This is a genomic window from Pseudomonas cichorii (assembly GCF_003700275.1).
Classification (GTDB): domain Bacteria; phylum Pseudomonadota; class Gammaproteobacteria; order Pseudomonadales; family Pseudomonadaceae; genus Aquipseudomonas; species Aquipseudomonas cichorii_B.
Map to the genome: position 1 here is coordinate 163,391 of NZ_RBRE01000035.1, position 17,203 is coordinate 180,593.

General features: G+C 59.2%; 18 protein-coding genes. 10 read left to right on the forward strand and 8 right to left on the reverse strand.

The genetic code is table 11. The features are described 5' to 3' along the window. The first annotated feature begins 50 nt into the window (after positions 1 to 50). The 4 genes from yegQ (at position 51) to ALQ04_RS08620 (ending at position 5,846) form a co-directional block, all read left to right on the forward strand. Entirely contained in the window at positions 51 to 1,379 is a 1,329-nt protein-coding gene (yegQ, locus tag ALQ04_RS08605; protein ID WP_122315328.1) for a tRNA 5-hydroxyuridine modification protein YegQ, read from the forward strand. Positions 1,380 to 1,604: 225 nt separating this feature from the next. Then, positions 1,605 to 2,090: a (2Fe-2S)-binding protein gene (locus tag ALQ04_RS08610; protein ID WP_122315329.1), complete on the forward strand. Its 486-nt coding sequence runs from the start codon at positions 1,605 to 1,607 to the stop codon at positions 2,088 to 2,090. Positions 2,091 to 2,193: 103 nt separating this feature from the next. Then, on the forward strand, positions 2,194 to 4,461 hold the full coding sequence (locus ALQ04_RS08615) for a xanthine dehydrogenase family protein molybdopterin-binding subunit (RefSeq protein ID WP_122315330.1): 2,268 nt from the start codon (positions 2,194 to 2,196) through the stop codon (positions 4,459 to 4,461). A 17-nt stretch (positions 4,462 to 4,478) separates the two neighbouring features. Then, entirely contained in the window at positions 4,479 to 5,846 is a 1,368-nt protein-coding gene (locus ALQ04_RS08620) for a cytochrome c (protein ID WP_122315331.1), read from the forward strand. A 28-nt stretch (positions 5,847 to 5,874) separates the two neighbouring features. Here ALQ04_RS08620 and ALQ04_RS08625 read toward each other — a convergent pair whose 3' ends face one another. Continuing rightward, entirely contained in the window at positions 5,875 to 6,153 is a 279-nt protein-coding gene (locus ALQ04_RS08625) for a LysR substrate-binding domain-containing protein (protein WP_122315332.1), read from the reverse strand. Between the two features lie 289 nt (positions 6,154 to 6,442). On the opposite strand from ALQ04_RS08625, the gene ALQ04_RS08630 reads away from it, so the two are divergent. Continuing rightward, positions 6,443 to 6,832 carry a putative quinol monooxygenase gene (locus tag ALQ04_RS08630; protein WP_122315333.1) on the forward strand — a complete coding sequence of 130 codons (390 nt, stop codon included), beginning with the start codon at positions 6,443 to 6,445 and terminating at the stop codon, positions 6,830 to 6,832. A gap of 27 nt (positions 6,833 to 6,859) precedes the next feature. Then, entirely contained in the window at positions 6,860 to 7,240 is a 381-nt protein-coding gene (locus ALQ04_RS08635; protein WP_221033395.1) for a DUF1330 domain-containing protein, read from the forward strand. A 23-nt stretch (positions 7,241 to 7,263) separates the two neighbouring features. On the opposite strand, the gene ALQ04_RS08640 is transcribed toward ALQ04_RS08635, so the two are convergent. Continuing rightward, complete coding sequence (locus tag ALQ04_RS08640) at positions 7,264 to 8,229, reverse strand: ABC transporter substrate-binding protein (protein WP_122315335.1); 966 nt, start codon at positions 8,227 to 8,229, stop codon at positions 7,264 to 7,266. A 269-nt stretch (positions 8,230 to 8,498) separates the two neighbouring features. Between ALQ04_RS08640 and ALQ04_RS08645 the strand changes: the two genes are divergently transcribed. The 3 genes from ALQ04_RS08645 to ALQ04_RS08650 all read left to right on the forward strand — a co-directional run bounded on the left by ALQ04_RS08645 (position 8,499) and on the right by ALQ04_RS08650 (position 10,433). Continuing rightward, the gene (locus ALQ04_RS08645) at positions 8,499 to 9,443 is read left to right on the forward strand and encodes a D-isomer specific 2-hydroxyacid dehydrogenase family protein (protein WP_122315336.1); all 945 of its coding nucleotides are present in this window, start codon (positions 8,499 to 8,501) and stop codon (positions 9,441 to 9,443) included. A 176-nt stretch (positions 9,444 to 9,619) separates the two neighbouring features. Next, a complete protein-coding gene (locus tag ALQ04_RS26915; protein WP_183142138.1) occupies positions 9,620 to 9,784 on the forward strand; it encodes a hypothetical protein in 165 nt (54 codons plus the stop codon). A gap of 4 nt (positions 9,785 to 9,788) precedes the next feature. Further along, a complete protein-coding gene (locus ALQ04_RS08650) occupies positions 9,789 to 10,433 on the forward strand; it encodes a helix-turn-helix domain-containing protein (protein ID WP_122315337.1) in 645 nt (214 codons plus the stop codon). Between the two features lie 23 nt (positions 10,434 to 10,456). Here the strand turns inward: ALQ04_RS08650 and ALQ04_RS27205 are convergent, their stop codons facing one another. Beyond that, positions 10,457 to 10,966 (reverse strand): hypothetical protein, encoded by a 510-nt coding sequence (locus tag ALQ04_RS27205; protein ID WP_259644969.1) that lies wholly within the window; start codon positions 10,964 to 10,966, stop codon positions 10,457 to 10,459. A gap of 297 nt (positions 10,967 to 11,263) precedes the next feature. Then, positions 11,264 to 12,259 carry an aldo/keto reductase gene (locus ALQ04_RS08660; protein WP_122315338.1) on the reverse strand — a complete coding sequence of 332 codons (996 nt, stop codon included), beginning with the start codon at positions 12,257 to 12,259 and terminating at the stop codon, positions 11,264 to 11,266. Positions 12,260 to 12,373: 114 nt separating this feature from the next. Between ALQ04_RS08660 and ALQ04_RS08665 the strand changes: the two genes are divergently transcribed. Next, entirely contained in the window at positions 12,374 to 13,297 is a 924-nt protein-coding gene (locus ALQ04_RS08665; protein ID WP_122315339.1) for a LysR family transcriptional regulator, read from the forward strand. Here ALQ04_RS08665 and ALQ04_RS08670 read toward each other — a convergent pair. From ALQ04_RS08670 to ALQ04_RS08685, 4 genes are all read right to left on the reverse strand, one after another. Continuing rightward, positions 13,287 to 14,546, reverse strand: a complete 1,260-nt coding sequence (locus ALQ04_RS08670; RefSeq protein WP_122315446.1) for an MFS transporter — start codon at positions 14,544 to 14,546, stop codon at positions 13,287 to 13,289. The two genes, ALQ04_RS08665 and ALQ04_RS08670, sit on opposite strands and share 11 nt — an antisense overlap. A 116-nt stretch (positions 14,547 to 14,662) precedes the next feature. Further along, positions 14,663 to 16,027 carry an ATP-binding protein gene (locus ALQ04_RS08675; protein WP_122315340.1) on the reverse strand — a complete coding sequence of 455 codons (1,365 nt, stop codon included), beginning with the start codon at positions 16,025 to 16,027 and terminating at the stop codon, positions 14,663 to 14,665. Next, positions 16,024 to 16,707, reverse strand: a complete 684-nt coding sequence (locus ALQ04_RS08680) for a response regulator (RefSeq protein ID WP_122315341.1) — start codon at positions 16,705 to 16,707, stop codon at positions 16,024 to 16,026. Before ALQ04_RS08680 ends, ALQ04_RS08675 begins: the two co-directional genes overlap by 4 nt. Positions 16,708 to 16,828: 121 nt before the next feature. Further along, on the reverse strand, positions 16,829 to 17,065 hold the full coding sequence (locus ALQ04_RS08685) for a hypothetical protein (protein ID WP_122315342.1): 237 nt from the start codon (positions 17,063 to 17,065) through the stop codon (positions 16,829 to 16,831). Positions 17,066 to 17,203: the final 138 nt, after the last annotated feature.

A 17,203-nucleotide genomic window follows, 5' to 3' on the forward strand; every position in this document is an offset into this window, starting at 1 on the left:
GCGACCGGCAAGGCGATTACCGTTCGCGACTTTTTGCGACCGACACCGCCATGACAGCCTTTACCCCGGAACTGCTTGCCCCCGCCGGCACCCTGAAAAACATGCGTTACGCCTTCGCCTACGGCGCCGATGCGGTGTATGCCGGTCAGCCGCGCTACAGCTTGCGGGTACGCAACAACGAATTCGATCATGCCAACCTGGAACTCGGCATTCGTGAAGCACAGGCGCAAGGCAAGCGCTTCTACGTGGTAGTGAACATCGCGCCGCACAACGCCAAGCTCAAGACCTTCCTCAAGGACCTGGAGCCAGTGATTGCCATGGTCCCGGATGCGTTGATCATGTCCGACCCCGGCTTGATCATGCTGGTGCGCAAACACTTCCCGCAGATGCCTGTCCATCTGTCGGTACAGGCCAATACCGTGAACTGGGCCAGTGTCGAGTTCTGGCAGCAGCAAGGCCTGAGCCGGATCATTCTGTCCAGAGAGCTGTCGCTGGAAGAAATCGACGAAATACGCCAGCAGGTTCCCGCCATGGAACTGGAGGTATTCGTTCATGGCGCGCTGTGCATGGCCTATTCCGGGCGCTGTCTGCTGTCGGGCTATATCAACAGGCGCGACGCCAACCAGGGCAGTTGCACCAATGCCTGTCGCTGGGAATATTCGGCTCAGGAAGCCACGCAAAACCTCACCGGCGACATCGTGCAGACCTTTGCGCCCGAACCCGAACCGACCCTGGGTGCAGGCGCGCCAACCGATCAGGTTTTCCTGCTCCAGGAAGCCAATCGTCCGGGTGAATTGCTGCCTGCCTTCGAGGACGAGCACGGCACCTACATCATGAACTCCAAGGATCTGCGCGCCGTGCAGCATGTCGAGCGCCTGACCCACATGGGCGTGCATTCGCTGAAGATCGAAGGCCGGACCAAATCGCATTTCTATTGCGCCCGCACCACTCAGGTTTATCGGCGCGCCATCGACGACGCGGTGGCCGGTCGCGCCTTCGACCGCAGCCTGATGACCGACCTCGAATCCCTCGCCCAGCGCGGCTACACCGAAGGCTTCCTGCGCCGTCATGTGCATGACGAATACCAGAACTACCAGAACGGCAGCTCGGTGTCAGAACAGCAACAGTTTGTCGGCGAACTGACCGGTGAACGTCGGGATCGCCTGGCTGAAGTCAAAGTCAAGAACCGCTTCAGCCTGGGTGATCATCTGGAATTGATGACGCCCAGGGGCAACTTCCACTTCGATCTGCATCAATTGCAGAACAGCAAGGGCGAAAGCATCAACGTCGCGCCAGGGGATGGGCATGTTGTGTACCTGCCGATTCCAGAAGAAGTGGAGTTGAGGTTCGGGTTGTTGATGCGGGATGTGCGGGGATAAGCGACAGACTCAGCTCCGGGGCCGCAGGTTTCGTCTTCTGGCCCGGCAAGCGGATGCCGGGCCGGATGACTGAATACCGCAGGGGCCAAACCCTCATTTATCAATCCTGCTCATATGCTCTAGCAGCCAGATGGCATAGAGCCTCTCGAAGTGCGTGCTACCGTTCCAGCAGTGTTGCGCAACTGAAACACTGGAGTCCTTCCCCCACGAGATGGCTGGATAATCATGGAATTGCAGATTAACGACAAGACCTATCAGGTTCAGGCCGATGGCGATACTCCCCTGCTCTGGGTAATTCGCGATGAACTCGGACTGACCGGAACCAAGTACGGTTGTGGCCTCGCCCAGTGCGGGGCCTGTTCCGTACTGGTCGACGGAATGGCTGTGCGCTCGTGCGTCACGCCGGTAGAGGGCGTGATCGGCCGCAGGATCACAACGATTGAAGCCATCGAAGAGGATGCCGTTGGCAAGCGCGTCGTCGCGGCCTGGGTCAAGCATCAAGTCCCGCAATGTGGCTACTGCCAGTCCGGCCAGGTAATGGCCGCGACGTCCTTGCTCAAGCAAATCCCGCATCCCTCGGATGCAGAAATCGGCGCAGCGATGATCAATCTGTGTCGCTGTGGGACCTACAACTTCATCAACAGCGCAGTGCATGAAGTGGCCGGTGAGCAAGTCACCCAGTTCGCGCCTGCGGCTTCTGGCAAGTCCTAGGATCTTCACGAGGCACAGACCTCGGAAACCAGGCCGCAAAACCGTGATCCAGAACCTGAGCAATGGACGCTTCCTGAAGGGATGACGGCCAGAGGAAATCATAATGACAAAGTTGGCGGACAGTCCCGACTCAAGCGAGGCGTTTCCGACCGGGGAAGCGATCAATATTTCTCGCCGGCGCTTCCTGATAGCGTCGGCAGGCACCATGGCTGGAGCGCTGGTCCTTGGCTTCGGCCTGCCGCTGGGCCAGGCGCGTGCCCAGGCCAGAGTGGCAACGGAAGTACCGGGGACCCGCGTGCCCGCCTTTCTCGAAATCCGGCCGGATAATACGATCCGCCTGCAAAGCCCCTTCGTCGAGGGCGGCCAGGGCATCTTCACCGCCATGGCGCAGATTGTCGGCGAAGAGCTGGATGCCGATCCTGCGACCTTTATCGTCGAAAACGCTTCTCCCGGCAGTGAATACGTGGTGCTTAGCAACGGCATGCGCATCACCGGCGGCAGCATGTCGGTGCGCATGAGTTATCCGACCATGCGCCGTCTCGGTGCCCTGACCCGTGCGATGTTGCTGCAGGCTGGCGCGGAGCGTCTGGGCGTGCCGGTCAGCGAGCTCACCACCCAGCCCGGCCAGGTCGTCCATGCGGCGTCCGGCAGAACCCTGAGCTATGGCGAACTGGCGTCACGCGCCATGGACCTGCCAGTGCCGGATCCGGACAGCGTCAAGCTCAAGGACCCGAGCCAGTTCCGCTGGATCGGCAAGCCGGTCAAACGCCTCGATGGCTACGAAAAGTCCACCGGCAAGACTATCTACACCATCGATTGTCGTGTCGATGACATGCTGCACGCCGCCGTTCAGCACGCCCCGAGGCTGGGCCTGACGGTGGGCGCGATTCGCAACGAAGAACAGATCAAGGCCATGAAAGGCGTGCACTCCGTCCACCGCCTGCCCGGCGCTGTCGCCGTGGTGGCCGAGCGCTGGTGGAATGCCAAGCGTGCCGTCGAAGCCGTTCAGGTGGACTGGAAAGAGCCGGGGCCGGACTCGGAACTGCGCTACATGCCCGCCGATTTCTCCACGGCCGCGTTCAGTGAGCGACTGGCCAACGAACCCGGCGCAGGCCAGGACGACGAAGTGGTTGGCGAGACTGCCAAGGCTCTGGATAGCGCACATACCGTAGTCAGCGCCACCTACTACAGCCAGTTTGTCCACCATGCGCAACTGGAGCCGCCTTCGGCCCTGGCGCGTTTCAACCAGGACGGCACTCTGGACCTGTGGGTACCCAATCAGGCGCCGGATCTGTTCCTCGCCGATGTGGCCAAGCGCACCGGCCTTGAGCCGGCAAAAATCAATATTCACTCTCCGGTGCTGGGCGGATTCTTCGGGCGTCACTTTCTCTACAACACCGCCTGCCCGTATCCCCAGGCCCTGCAGTTGGCCAAGGAAGTCGGGCGGCCCGTCAAACTGATCTGGAGCCGTGAAGAAGAGTTCCTGCGCGATGTATTGCGGCCCATGGCCGTGGTTCGCTTCCGCGCCGGGCTCGATGCCAAAGGCATGCCTGTCGCGCTGGAAGCCGTGAGCGCCACCGAAGGCCCCACCGAGGGCATCAGCAACAAGCAGGGAGAAAAGCTTGATCCAACAGCCCTCGAAGGTCTGGCCGGCAAGGTCTACGGGATTCCGAACCGCAGGATTGCCCAGCTGTATGTAAAGAGTCCGGTCATGCTCGGTTACTGGCGTTCGGTCGGCAATTCGATGAACGATTTCCTGTATGAAACCTTCCTCGACGAACTGGCCGACAAGGGCGGACAGGATCCTTATGAATTGCGCATGCACCTGTTGCAAGGCAATGAGCGACTGACCAACCTGCTGCGCGCCGTCGGTGAGCTGTCCGGTGGCTGGAAGCGCGGCCCCTTCACAGCCGAGGATGGCACACGTCGCGCACGTGGCGTGGCCATGGCGTCACCATTCGGCACCGAAACGGCGGTTATCGCCGAAGTTTCAATCAAGAACGGTCAGGTAAAGGTACACGACATCTGGCAGGCCATCGATCCGGGCAGCATCGTCAACCCGGCCATCATCGAAGCTCAGGTCAACGGAGCCGTCGCCCTCGGGCTTTCCCAGGTCCTGCTTGAAGAAGCGGTCTACGAGAAAGGTATTCCGGCGGCCCGCAACTACGACATGTATCCCATCCTGCCGCCCGATCGCATGGCCCGCGTGCATGTGAAGATCATCGAAAGTGGCGCCAAGATGGGCGGCATCGGCGAACCGCCGCTACCGGCCGTTCCGCCTGCCGTGGCCAATGCGGTCGCCAGGCTGACCGGCGAGCGGATCCGCAGCATGCCGCTGTCGCGCTACACCTTCAAAGACCAACAGGCCTGACACTTCGGATCTCACAGATGACCACAAGCAGAATCAAGAAAGTTGCTGCCATCCTGGTGCCGGTGTGTGTCGTGGCGGCTGTCGGTGTCGCCTGGTTCGTGACCCGCACACCCGCCTCGCCTTTCGATGGCGTGGCCAGCCCTCAGACAGCATCCGCGGAGCTGATCCAGCGTGGCGAATACGTTGCCCGGCTCAGCGACTGCGTGGCGTGCCACAGCACACCGGACAGTGCACCGTTCGCCGGTGGCCTGGAAATGGCGACGCCCATGGGCTCGATCTTTGCCACCAACATTACGCCTGACAAGGAAACCGGCATCGGCAAGTATGACTTTGCGCAATTCGACCGGGCATTGCGCCTGGGAGTCGCCCGTGACGGACACCGGCTTTATCCGGCAATGCCCTACCCGTCCTATGAAAAACTCAGCGAGGACGACATACGTGCGCTCTATGCGTATTTCATGCAGGGCGTAAAGCCGGTCAAACAGGAAAACAAGCCGGGGGAAATCCCCTGGCCGCTGAACATGCGCTGGCCTTTGGCGTTATGGAATGCGGTTTTCACCGACTCGGGCAGTTATCTCAAGGCTGAAACCGCCAAGGATCCGTTGTGGCTTCGCGGTGCCTACATCGTGCAGGGTCCCGGGCATTGCGGCAGTTGTCACACCCCGCGCGGCCTGGCGATGAACGAAAAGGCCCTCGACGAGCGCAGCCCGGCGTTCGTTTCCGGCGCATTGCTCGATGGCTGGTATGCGCCGAGCCTGCGCAATGACCCCAACACCGGGCTGGGGCGCTGGAGCGAGGAAGACATCGCACGTTTCCTCAAGACCGGCCGCAACCAGCATGCCGTGGTGTTCGGCTCGATGACCGACGTGTTCAACAACTCCACGCAGTTCATGACCGACGAAGACCTCAAGGCCGTGGCGTATTACCTCAAGTCGCTGCCGGGCGATGCCAGGCGTGACGGCGAACCCTGGCAGTACGACTCAACTGCCAATGGCGCCCTGACGGTCAGCGAGCAGTTGAAGGTTCCGGGGGCGCGCACCTACATGGCCAAATGCAGCTCCTGCCATGCTCCGGACGGACGTGGTCAGGGCGAATGGGTTCCGCCTCTGGCCGGAGCCTCGTCTTCTCTGGCAAAGGAACATGCCTCGTCGATCAACGTCACTCTGAACGGCTCGGGCCGCATCGTTGCCAATGGCGTACCGGATGCCTATCGCATGCCGCCATTTCGCAATCAGCTCTCCGATCAGGAAACCGCAGACGTGCTGACCTTTATCCGCAGCTCATGGGGTAACAAGGGCGGCCCGGTCAGCGTCAAGGATGTGCAGGACCTGCGTGAGCGGACCAACCCGGCCAGCAGCAATGTGATCATTCTGCAGATGCGTTGAAACGGATGTCCGGGGCGTGCACAGCACATCAGGCTGTGTACGCCCGCAACGAATCGATGGGCACATGAAGCGCCTTGCTCGCGGCAAATGCTTCCAGCAGATAATCCACCACTACCCGCACACGCGGTGCAATCAGGGCGCGGTGCGGGTACTGGATCACCATTTCATAGAGCGCGGGGCGATGTTGTCGATACATGACAATTTTGAGTCTGCCAGCCACCAGATCATCCCAGGCCAGATGCACGGCGACCTGCGCGATACCAATGCCATTGCGGGCTGCATCGACCAGTGCCTGCGGTGCAGACATGCTGCTCTCCAGTTTCCCTGCTGTATGGCGGTCGCATGGTCTGCGAACTATCAACTTTTAGTTAATAGCCAATCAACCAATACCATACTTTCGGTTGAGCCTGATGCACAGCATCATTGCCAACCTGTCTGGCAGTTGCATTGGTGAACGCCGTACCCCGGAGGAAATCAGCGAGTAACTGGCCCATGCGGCCTTTTACAGCGGATGGGGAAATGCAATCCAGGCGGCCGGTGTCGTGAGTCATTTTCATGAGAAAAGGCCATCCGCTGATCAATACAAGGGATCGACCATGAAACTTCGCCATTTGTTTTCCACCTGCACAACGACACTCTGCCTGCTTGCATCGAGCCTGGTTGCGGCACAGCAATTCCCCCCTTCGGTGGTGGTGCGTGTGGCTCAGCTTGAGATTGATCCGCAGCAGTTGGAGCGCTACTCGCAGATCGTCAAGGAAGAGATGGAAATCTCTGCACGGGACGAACCGGGCGTGATCGCCATTTACTCGGTGGCCGAGAAAGACCAGCCCAACAAACTCCACTTCTTTGAAATCTATGCCAGCGAGCAAGCCTATCTGTCACATATCGCCTCTGCGCATTTCAAACGCTACGTAGAGGAAACCCGCTCGATGATTCGCTCGCGCAAGTTGATCGAGACGACACCGGTGCAATTGAGCTCGAAGTGACAGGCTCTGCCAGCCATGGAGAACATCATGAATAGATTTGCCTGTCTGCTCATGGCCGTGACTGGCCTTGCAATGAATATGGCTTGCGCACAGACACCTGCGCCGCCATTGGCGTACTACGTCGCCGAGTTCGAGCCCGTCACGCCAGGCGCCATCAAACCCTATAGCGAACGGGTTGAAAGCACTTTCAAGCCATATGGCGGGCGCTTTATCGTGCGTGGCGGCGAAGTCGAGGGGCTGGAAGGTGAGCAGCCCATGGGCCGATTGGTCGTCATCGCGTTCGATAGCATTCAACAGGCCAGGGCGTGGTATCACTCGGCAGCTTATGAAGAGATCAAACCGATCCGCCATCAGGCCGGAAAATCCAACGTCTACATCGTCCAGGGAGTGCAACCGCCCGCTCCCTGATGATGTCATGTCGTGCAGCTTGGTCAGGGATTCTGCGTCAGCGCATCGGCGGCTGGCAGCACGAAGCCGCTGGCGAAGGTCGGTTTGACGTCCAGCGGTTTGGCAATCAAACCATGGGCCTGATAGAAGTCGGCGGTTTCCTGCTGTTCGGCGATGGTTTTGCCATCCACGGCCTGCCAGCGCAATTTACGTCGCTCGAATTGCAGCCGCGCAGCTTCCTGGGGAAAGCCGATGATCTGCGCCAGCGTCCGTGAATAACTGTCGAGGTTCTGGTAAGCCCAGACCTGCGCCTTGGCCAGCCGGGCCAGATAATCCTGCAACGCTTCGCGACGGGCCGGGTCGGCCAGTGCCTTGTCGGTGGCGGCAAGGAAACTGTTGCCACTGGAGAGCCCGCGACCATTGACCAGCACCCTGCCCTGACCGCTGAGTTCGGCCAGCGCGGTGTAGGGCTCCCAGGTGGCCCAGGCATCTACCGACCCATTGGCCAGCGCGACCTTGGCATCCACCGGGCCAAGGAAACGAAATTCCACATCCTTCTCGCTCAGGCCGGCACTGGCCAGCGCCTTGAGCGCAATGTAATGCCCGATCGAACCGCGCCCCGTCGCAATGCGCTTGCCTTTCAGATCGGCCGCAGCCAGCAGGGGCGATTTGGGCTCGACCAGGACCGCCGTGCCGTAGGCATCGGATTTGTCCACGGCGATGGCCTTGACCTGAGCCCCGGAAGCCAGGGCAAACAGCAGCGGCGCATCGCCAATGATTCCGGCATCCACCGCTCCGGCATTCAAGGCTTCGGCCAAAGGAGCGGCGGCCGGAAATTCCGCCCAGCGAATGTCATAAGGCAGGTCACGCAAGGCGTCGGCGGCCTCCAGCTGCGCGCGCATATTGCCTTTCTGGTCGCCGATACGCAGTTCGATACGTTGTTCGGCAAGGGCCGGGCCTGCCAGCAGCAAGGCGGCGCCAAGCGCAAGGATTTTTGCAAAGGGTGGCATCGCGGACGATCTCCATGGCTGAACGGCAGCCTGTTGTCAGGTTATGGGCTATCCGTTCCGCCGGTGCGGTCGCGAATGTTCTGGGGAGTGACTGTACCGTCAAGTTAATAATCAGTGAAATGCATTTTGGTCATATCCTAATATGCGTAATTTTTTAATTAACGCCATTAGCTTAGATCCAAAAAGAATTTTACAGGGCAGAAAACCAAGAATACGGTCATAAAAAGCCCGGCCGGGCGCCCCTTTCTGTCTTCTGCAATGAGTACCCGATGAGCAACGTCAGCGTGATCGCCAGCCAACTGGATGCCCAGACCAACGAATTACTGCGCCAGCAACTACCCGATCATCGGGTCCTGGACCTGACGCCCGAGCAATTCCATGCCGAACGTGCCGATGTGGTGATCCTGCGCCCGGTCAACGTGCGTGGCCGCCGCGTGGATCAAGCGCCACGCGGCTGGCCATGGTCGTTGCGCTGGGTGCAACTGGTGTCTTCGGGCATCGACTTCTATCCGGACTGGCTGTTCCAGGGACCACCGGTTACCAGCGGCAAGGGCAGCAATGCCGAACAGGTCGCCGAGTTCGCGTTGGCGGCAGTGTTTTCCGCCGCCAAACGACTGCCGGATATCTGGGTCAAGGATGACGACTGGAACTTCAGCCAGTTACAGCCGGTGCGTGGCAAGACCCTGGGCATTCTCGGCCTGGGCAGTATCGGGCGCAGTCTGGCGAACAAGGCGACGGCGCTGGGCATGCGAGTGATTGCCCTGGGGCGACCGGACCAGCCGCTGACCGAGCTGCCACAGGTCGAAGTGGCCGACAACCTCCACCACCTGTTCGCCGAATCCGATCATCTGGTGCTGGCCGCACCACTGACCGCCCAGACCCGCGGCCTGATCAATCGTGAAGTGCTGGCAAGTTCCAGGCCGGGCCTGCACCTGATCAATATTGCCCGTGGCGGGTTACTGGATCAGCAGGCCCTGCTCGAAGCCCTGGAAGCCGGCTGGGTTGGCCGCGCCACACTGGATGTGACCGAACCTGAACCGCTACCGGCCGGTCATCCGCTGTACAGCGACCCACGGGTATTCATCTCACCGCACACCTGCGCACTGTCCACCGATGGCATTCGTGGTTTTGCCGAAGACTTCATCGACAACTTCAACCGCTATCGCCAGGGCCTGGCCCTGAACAATCTGGTAGATCATCAGCGCGGCTACTGAGCCTGGCGCTGCTGGACGGGCCCTTGAGCCCGGCCTAGACCCAAGCGATATCGAAGCCGGCCCCCAAAACCTCATATTCCATAATCGAATCAACACATGAAAACAAAGTATTTATAGTTCTATAAAAAAGCTCTTAATCTCCGTCCATGCCCTGCTTCGCCCACAAGGATTTCCTCATGAGCCATTCTGCACAGATCATCGACTTCAGCCTGTTTCGCAAACGCCGGCAAGCACAGCAACTGGGCCGTCTGATGTGGGCGATGTATGCGCAGCAGGCGGGTATTGCCCTGCAACCGGGGAACGAGGGCCTCGCGTCATCCAAGCCTCCTCGTCAAGCGTAACGCCATGACCATATCGGATCGTTTCCTGGCAACATCGATTGATCAGCCCCTGAGCCTTGCACAAGAGACGGTCACCCACGAAGACGATCTGATCGGCCAGCGCGTTGCCCACAATCTGCAACGCCTGCGCAGCAAACGCCAATTGTCGCTGGATGCCCTGGCGCGTTTGAGCGGGGTCAGTCGGGCGATGCTGGCGCAGATCGAATCCGGGCGCAGCGTGCCGTCGATCAAGGTGCTGTGCAAGATCGCCAGAGGCGTCAGGGTTTCGGTGGCGGCATTTCTGGAAAATCGCGAATGCGAGGGCGTAACGCTGATGCCGGCACGCGACAGCAAGCGTCTGGTCAGTGCCAGCGGTGATTTTGTCAGCCGGGCACTCTACCCGTACGACACATCACGCCATGTGGAATTCTATGAGTTGCGGATCAGCCCGCTGGGAGAGGAACATTCCGCCGAGCATGGGCCGGGCGTGCAGGAAAACCTGGTAGTTGCGCAGGGTGCGCTGGAGATAAGCGTCAACGAGGAGCGTTTCCTGCTTTCAACCGGGGATTCGATCATGTTCTATGCCGACCAGCCCCACCGCTACCGGAACCCGGTAGACAGCGAGGCGGTGGCCTATCTGGTGGTCACCCACCCCGAGCGCCGCGACTGAGCTTCGCGGCACTGCGCATCATCTCAGCAGGTGCAGCACATCATCGGCATGCCATTGCAGCTCATCATCATCGGCATGCTGCAGTCGTTCATCATTTTCATCATCAGCATGCAGCAGTTGTTCATCATGTCCATGCTCATGCCCGCCATCGGCATCATCTTGCAGGTCATGCCGTCAGCCATCATGGTGCATTCCATCATGCACTTCATCATCGGCATGGCCATACCGTTCATTGGCATCGACATACCCATCATCGGCATGCTCATGGACATCGACATGGCCGCTTCGGACATGCACATCATCGACAGGTTGGCGCACTGCATCATCACCGGCATGCCGCAGTTCATCATCATCTGCATCATTTCGGCGTTATTCTTGAACATCGCCATGTCCATGCCAGCGGCCGGCTTCATGGTGCACATCATGCCGTCTTCGACCATGCTGCAAGTCATGGTCGCCATCATCATCGGCATGCCCATCATTGGCATCATCGACATGTTGGCGCTCATCGGCATCTGCATCGCGTTCATCATGGTGAAATCCTCTTCATATTCGACGATAGGTGTGGAGCTGATGGGGGCCGATTCTAGACTCCGATGCGGACACGACAAGATGCTGGCAAAGCAGCATCAGAAGCTGTCAGAACCAGCGGTTCTGCGCGGATCGTCGGCATATTTGCTGCTTAAACAGATGAAGAACTGCAATTGCAGCCAATGATTTCTGCATAGCGACAAATTGGCTGCAATGGATATCGCCACGGGTTACATGCTCATAACCCAAATGCATATTTGATCTAAAAGCAGCGTAAAAAACCTCGCGAAAATCAACGATCACCCATCCAGCAACGTCATGACCTGAGCACTGTAACGTTCCCCCGCCACCGCGCCCTCTGGCGCAAAGATGGCCTCCAGGCTATTCAGCTCTTCGGTACTCAAGGTAATCGCAGCCGCCGCCACGTTACTTTCCAGGTATTTGCGCTGCTTGGTGCCCGGAATCGGAATAATCTGATTGCCCTGGGCCAGCACCCAGGCCAGGGCCAGTTGCGAAGCATTGATACCTTTGAGCGCAGCCAGGGTCTTGACCCGATCAACCAGCGCCAGGTTGCGCTTGAAGTTTTCGCCTTGGAAACGCGGGCTGGTGCGTCGATAATCATCGGCGGCAAAGTCGTGCGGGGAACGTAGTTCGCCTGTCAGGAAACCGCGCCCCAACGGGCTGTAGGCGACAAAGGCGATACCCAGGCGCTGGCAGGTCTCCAGTACGGCGTTGTGTTCCGGCTCGCGGGACCATAATGAATACTCGCTTTGCACCGCCGCCAGCGGGTGCACGGCATGAGCCTTTTCGATGGTCGCGGCGCTGGCCTCGGAAATACCGATATGCCGCACCTTGCCGGCCTTGACCAGATCGGCCATGGCGCCAATCGTTTCTTCGACCGGCACATCGGGATCGATGCGGTGCTGATAGTAGAGATCCAGATAGTCGGTATCCAGACGTCTGAGAGTGCCTTCGATGGATTCACGAACATATTCAGGGCGGCCGTTGACGTCCCGGGCATGCGGATCGCTACTGCGCACCAGACCGAACTTGCTCGCCAGATAAATACCTTCACGCTTGCCCTGCAAGGCACGACCTAACAGCGCTTCGTTGGTGTAGGGGCCATACATGTCCGCCGTATCGAAAAACGTGACTCCCAGCTCAACGGCACGATGCAGCGTGGCAATGGCTTCCTGTTCGTTGCCACCTGTGGTGTAAAAGTCCGACATGCCCATGCAGCCCAGCCCGATGGCAGAAACCAGCGGACCGTTCTGGCCCAGTTGACGTGTGATCATGATTTTTCTCCTCGATATGGGAACGACCGAATCAGTGTCTATCAAGGGTTATTCTGGATAAACCGCAGTTTTTTGGTTTAACTATTCAGAATTCACAAATAATGAGTCAGAGCTATGGACCGCTTACAAGCCATGCAGGTGTTCAGGCGCATTGTGGAATTGGGTGGCTTTGGCAAGGCGGCAGAGAACCTGAACTTGCCTCGGGCGACGGTCACCCTGCTCATCCAGCAACTCGAAGCACACCTTGGCGTACAGTTGCTGCAGCGCACCACGCGCCAAGTGCGGGTCACGCTCGACGGTGAGGCTTATTACCAGCGCTGCGGGCAATTGCTGGACGATATCGATGACCTCGAAAGCTCTCTGTCAGTGCAACGCAGCCAACCGCACGGCACCTTGAGAGTCGACATGCCGGTCGCTTTCGGCTGCACCTGGATTCTGCCCCGGTTGCCGGATTTCTATCAGCGTTACCCGAACCTGCAACTGGACATCGGCTTTCAAGACCGGCAAGTGCATTTGCAACGCGAAGGTGTCGATTGCGCAATCCGGGCCGGCAGTGTCGTGGATCAGGCACTGGTTGCACGCCCCATCGCCAGAATGCTGCAACTGACCTGCGCCAGTCCCGACTACCTTGCCCGGTCCGGAACGCCACAGAACCTTGACGACCTGGCTACCCACCACGCCATCAACTTTCCGTCCAGCAACGGCAAACCCTTCCCCTTCGAGTTTGAAGTGGCAGGCCAGTTACGTGAGCTGCAATTGCCTGGCGTACTGAGCGTCAACAGTGCCGATGCCTACGTGACTGCTTGCGAATCCGGGTTCGGCCTGATTCAGGTGCCCCGCTATCACGTTCAGCGGCAATTGGCCGAAGGGCGTCTGGTTCAGGTACTGAGCGATTACCCTGTACCGTCCTGGACGATTTCCGCCGTGTACCCGCCGCACCGGCAGCTATCACCACGGGTGCGGGTGTTCATCGACTGGGTCATCGAGCTACTGCATGGCGTGGCCGATACCCAGAAGCAATTGATGATCAAGGTATAGCGGCGGGACTTGCGTCCGGGGCGGACTCCGGATCGACATCCGAGCGCCGCAATGTTTCGGGAACTGCCACCCACAGCAGGATCAGAGCCAGCGCAGCGACAGCGGCAAGGGTCAGAAACGCTGCGCTGTAGCCAGCTTCCTGCACCACAAAACCCGCCAGACTGTTACTGAGTGCGGCGCCAAGACCAAAGACCGTCGCAAGCGCGCCAAGGCTGATATTGAAGTGCCCGGTGCCGTACGTAAGATCCTTGACCACCACCGGAAACAGCGCCCCGAAAATGCCAGCACCGATGCCATCCAGCAACTGCACGGCAACTAGCCAGTAAGGGTCATCAGACAGGGTATACAGCGCGCCGCGTAACGGCAGGATCAGAAAGCCAATCAACAGTAATGGCTTGCGCCCCCAAAGATCGGCCTTGGCCCCCACCAGCAACGCCGCCGGAACCATGACCAGTTGCGCCGCAACGATACAGGCCGAGGTCAAGGGCGTGGCCATCTGCAGATTGACCTGCGCCAGCTTCTGACTCACCAGCGGCAGCATCGCGGCATTCGCCAGATGAAACAGCGCACAACAGATGCCAAACAGCAGCAACGGCTTGTTGGTGAGCAGTACGGACAGCGTTGAAGGCGGCCTGGAATCCCCAGCCTTGCGCGTATCCAGCCCGCGGGCGAGATCATGGTTGATCGCCTCTGCCGACACGAAGCTGATCGCAATCACACTGCCCAGCGCCATGACCGCCATCAGGTAGAAGACGGCAACCGGTCCGAACAAGTAGGAGAAGCCACCCGCCAGCAGCGCAGCACAGGCATTCCCGGCGTGGTTGAAGGTTTCATTGCGCCCGGTACGCCGTGTAAAAGCCCGAGGACCGGTAATGCCCAGGGTAATTGCGGCAATCGCCGGGGCAAAGACCGATGCTGCCACGGCACTCATGGCCTGGGTCAGGGCCACCAGAGTGAATGAGGTCACGAAAGGCAACAGCAAACAGCTGACGGTCACCAACAATGCGGCTACTGCAATGATCGCCCGTTTGGCACGCGCGCTGTCGACCAGTGCTCCAGCCGGTGTCTGGGTAATCAACCCGGCTATCCCGGCAATCGTCATCACCACACCGATGCTGGCCGGATCCCAGTGATGAACAGCCAGCAGGTAAATCGCCAGGTAAGGCCCCAGCCCGTCGCGAACATCCGCAAGGAAGAAATTGAGGCTGTCGAGGGAAAGATTGTTGCGGCGATCCGAGTGAGTGACCAAGGCGAGCATCTTTAATACTTGAGGTCTTGCGATATGGCCAACCTCTGCGAGGTTAAAGACCGGGTGCCTGGGGTTTTAGTTTCATGACAAAACATGTCGGCAGTGAAACGTGAAGCCTAGTGCTGAATCAGCCTGGACTCGGTCAGACGGGCCGAACCGGCATCTCTCTGTAAAGGAAGCCCCAACGTCACGACAAACTCCAGGCTGCCGCTCTCGAAATCAACCGTACAACCGCAGCGCTGGACGATGGCCTGAACGATTGCCAGGCCCAATCCGCAGCCGGTGCTTGAGCTGCTGCGCCAGAAGCGTTCGGTCATATGCCGAAGATTGTCTTCGGAGATTGCAGAGCTGGCGTTTCTGATACTGACCAATGCGAACCTGCCGTTGTCTGCCACGCTGACCGCGACCGGCGTATGGGCAGGGCTATGTCGCAGGGCGTTGTCCAGCAGGTTGCGCAGTGCGGCCACGGCCAGTACCGAGGGCATGTCCAGGATGGCTGAAGGCGTGGCGCCCTGAAAACTCAGCCGGACTCGCTCCGTGCTGCTGCCTGCATCCTGAATAGCCAGGCCAACCGCCTGTTTGACCGTGCACTGGCTGCCATCATCGAATGACAGACAGCCCTCCACGCGCGCCAGCAACAGTAATTGCTCAAGGGTATTGTGCAGGCGATCCGTGCCTTGTTCGGCGCGGATCAAGGCCAGATCACGGGCTTCGCCGGAGGTCATCTGCGCAACCTGCAAATGGGTTTTTATCGCAGTGAGCGGACTGCGCAGTTCGTGGGCGGCATCGCCGGTCAGGCGCCGCTCACGTTCGATGGCCTGGCTGATCCGAACCAGCAGGTGGTTCTGGGTTTCCAGCAACGGTTGCAGTTCGTTGGGAAGCATCTTGAGCTGGAGTGGTTCAAGGGAATCGATGTTGCGCTTTCTCAGTTCGTCGCGCATGCGGTTGAGCGGCGCCAGACCTTTGCCTATGCCCAGCCACAGCATCGCGGCACACGCCAGCAGCGCCACCAGGATCGGGAGCGAGGCAGACAGCAAGACCGAATGATTGAGGGATTCGCGCTCCTGCTCACGATCCGCCGTGGTGATCCGCACATCACCTTGCACCAGGGTAAAGCTTCGCCAATGCTCGCCGTCGATTTCCTGATCATAAAAGCCGCCGTTCGGGCTGGCGATAATATTGCCCGCAGTGTTGTGGCTGCTGGCGATGATTTCACCGCGCAAAGAGCTGACCTCACAGGCCATGCCATCGGGAATGCCCATCTGGTCGGCGCTGAAGTGAGCGCCACCCTCCTGGCTCGACAGCGGTTTGGGCAATTGATCGACCAGCGAAGCGACCATTCGCGCCGAGGCCACGAGCCGCTGATCCAGGGAATACATCATCTGGCTGCGCAGATCCTGAAACATCCAGGTAGCGGCCAGCGCCCAGACCGCGATAAAGGCAATCCCCAGAATCAGGCTCAAGCGCAGGCGCAAGCTCATGAATCAGCCCTCTGCGCAACGGAGGCCGCGCCAAGTCGATAACCCGAGCCACGCACCGTCTCGACAATGCTGTTACCCAACTTGCGACGCAGATGGAAGATATGGACGTTCAAGGCATTGCTCTCGACTTCATCACCAAAGCCGTAGACGCTGTCTTTCAACTGCTCGATGGACAGCACTCTGCCCGGATTATTGAGCAATGCCAGCAACAATGCCTGCTCGCGACGTGAAAGATCGATGACCGTTCCCGCCAGCCAGGTTTCCCGGGTACTGGGATCGTGGGTGACGCACCCATGCTCAATGATATTGACCGCTCGCCCGGCCACCCGGCGCACCAGCGTGTGCAGACGCGCATACAGCTCTCTAAGATCGAACGGCTTGAGCAAATAGTCATCGGCCCCGGCCTGCAACCCTTTGACCCGATCGTCCACGTCATCGCGTGCGGTCAGTATCAGCACCGGTATCGCCTGGCCAAGAAAACGCAAACGACGCAACAGACTGATTCCATCTTCATCCGGTAACCCCAGGTCGAGAATCATCACATCGAACTGCGCGACGTCCAGCATTGCATAAGCGGCGGATGCTGAGGCAACCCGGTCAATATTAAGACCCTGGGCACTCAAACCCGCGACGATGCCGCTGGCAATCAGCTCATCATCCTCACACAGCAATACATGCATGACCGACTCTTCTGGGGGAAAGGATTTCACAACGGCAAGAATACCGCGTAAACGCTACTCTGCTGCCTGCGCGGAGCGTATCAGATCAAGGCGGATACCCGCTCCCCGCGCAGTTTAGGGTTTAGCTGGCAGGCTTTTCATTTATGTCCTGAGGCTTGGCATTCGGATTGGCAGCACTGGCGGCGGTCTGGCTCTTTTCGACTTTGTCCTGAACCTTGACCAACGCCTCACGGGCCTGCTGGCGCTCAAGGGCAAAGGCTTCCTGACGCTTTTGAATCATATCGGCACCGTCCTGGGCAAAGACAGTGGCGCAGCACAGGGCAAAAAATGAAACCAGGAAAAATTTTGTAGTAGTCATCGGATACGTCTCTCAAGTTGGCAGGCTTGCAGCGCCAAGGGCGTCTGCTTCAAGTGGCTGCAATTTGAGGGGTTCCGATTAAGGCATCGTTAAGGGTTACGGGAATTTTTGAAAATATCCGGGGGCGTCGGGATGATT

What these genes read in the sequence shown, in the direction of transcription:
- yegQ (WP_122315328.1), top strand. Translation starts at nt 51, where the DNA reads ATGACAGCCTTTACCCCGGAACTGCTTGCCCCCGCCGGCACCCTGAAA.
- ALQ04_RS08610 (WP_122315329.1), top strand. Translation starts at nt 1,605, where the DNA reads ATGGAATTGCAGATTAACGACAAGACCTATCAGGTTCAGGCCGATGGC.
- ALQ04_RS08615 (WP_122315330.1), top strand. Translation starts at nt 2,194, where the DNA reads ATGACAAAGTTGGCGGACAGTCCCGACTCAAGCGAGGCGTTTCCGACC.
- ALQ04_RS08620 (WP_122315331.1), top strand. Translation starts at nt 4,479, where the DNA reads ATGACCACAAGCAGAATCAAGAAAGTTGCTGCCATCCTGGTGCCGGTG.
- ALQ04_RS08625 (WP_122315332.1), bottom strand. Translation starts at nt 6,153, where the DNA reads ATGTCTGCACCGCAGGCACTGGTCGATGCAGCCCGCAATGGCATTGGT.
- ALQ04_RS08630 (WP_122315333.1), top strand. Translation starts at nt 6,443, where the DNA reads ATGAAACTTCGCCATTTGTTTTCCACCTGCACAACGACACTCTGCCTG.
- ALQ04_RS08635 (WP_221033395.1), top strand. Translation starts at nt 6,860, where the DNA reads ATGAATAGATTTGCCTGTCTGCTCATGGCCGTGACTGGCCTTGCAATG.
- ALQ04_RS08640 (WP_122315335.1), bottom strand. Translation starts at nt 8,229, where the DNA reads ATGCCACCCTTTGCAAAAATCCTTGCGCTTGGCGCCGCCTTGCTGCTG.
- ALQ04_RS08645 (WP_122315336.1), top strand. Translation starts at nt 8,499, where the DNA reads ATGAGCAACGTCAGCGTGATCGCCAGCCAACTGGATGCCCAGACCAAC.
- ALQ04_RS26915 (WP_183142138.1), top strand. Translation starts at nt 9,620, where the DNA reads ATGAGCCATTCTGCACAGATCATCGACTTCAGCCTGTTTCGCAAACGC.
- ALQ04_RS08650 (WP_122315337.1), top strand. Translation starts at nt 9,789, where the DNA reads ATGACCATATCGGATCGTTTCCTGGCAACATCGATTGATCAGCCCCTG.
- ALQ04_RS27205 (WP_259644969.1), bottom strand. Translation starts at nt 10,966, where the DNA reads ATGATGAACGCGATGCAGATGCCGATGAGCGCCAACATGTCGATGATG.
- ALQ04_RS08660 (WP_122315338.1), bottom strand. Translation starts at nt 12,259, where the DNA reads ATGATCACACGTCAACTGGGCCAGAACGGTCCGCTGGTTTCTGCCATC.
- ALQ04_RS08665 (WP_122315339.1), top strand. Translation starts at nt 12,374, where the DNA reads ATGGACCGCTTACAAGCCATGCAGGTGTTCAGGCGCATTGTGGAATTG.
- ALQ04_RS08675 (WP_122315340.1), bottom strand. Translation starts at nt 16,027, where the DNA reads ATGAGCTTGCGCCTGCGCTTGAGCCTGATTCTGGGGATTGCCTTTATC.
- ALQ04_RS08680 (WP_122315341.1), bottom strand. Translation starts at nt 16,707, where the DNA reads ATGCATGTATTGCTGTGTGAGGATGATGAGCTGATTGCCAGCGGCATC.
- ALQ04_RS08685 (WP_122315342.1), bottom strand. Translation starts at nt 17,065, where the DNA reads ATGACTACTACAAAATTTTTCCTGGTTTCATTTTTTGCCCTGTGCTGC.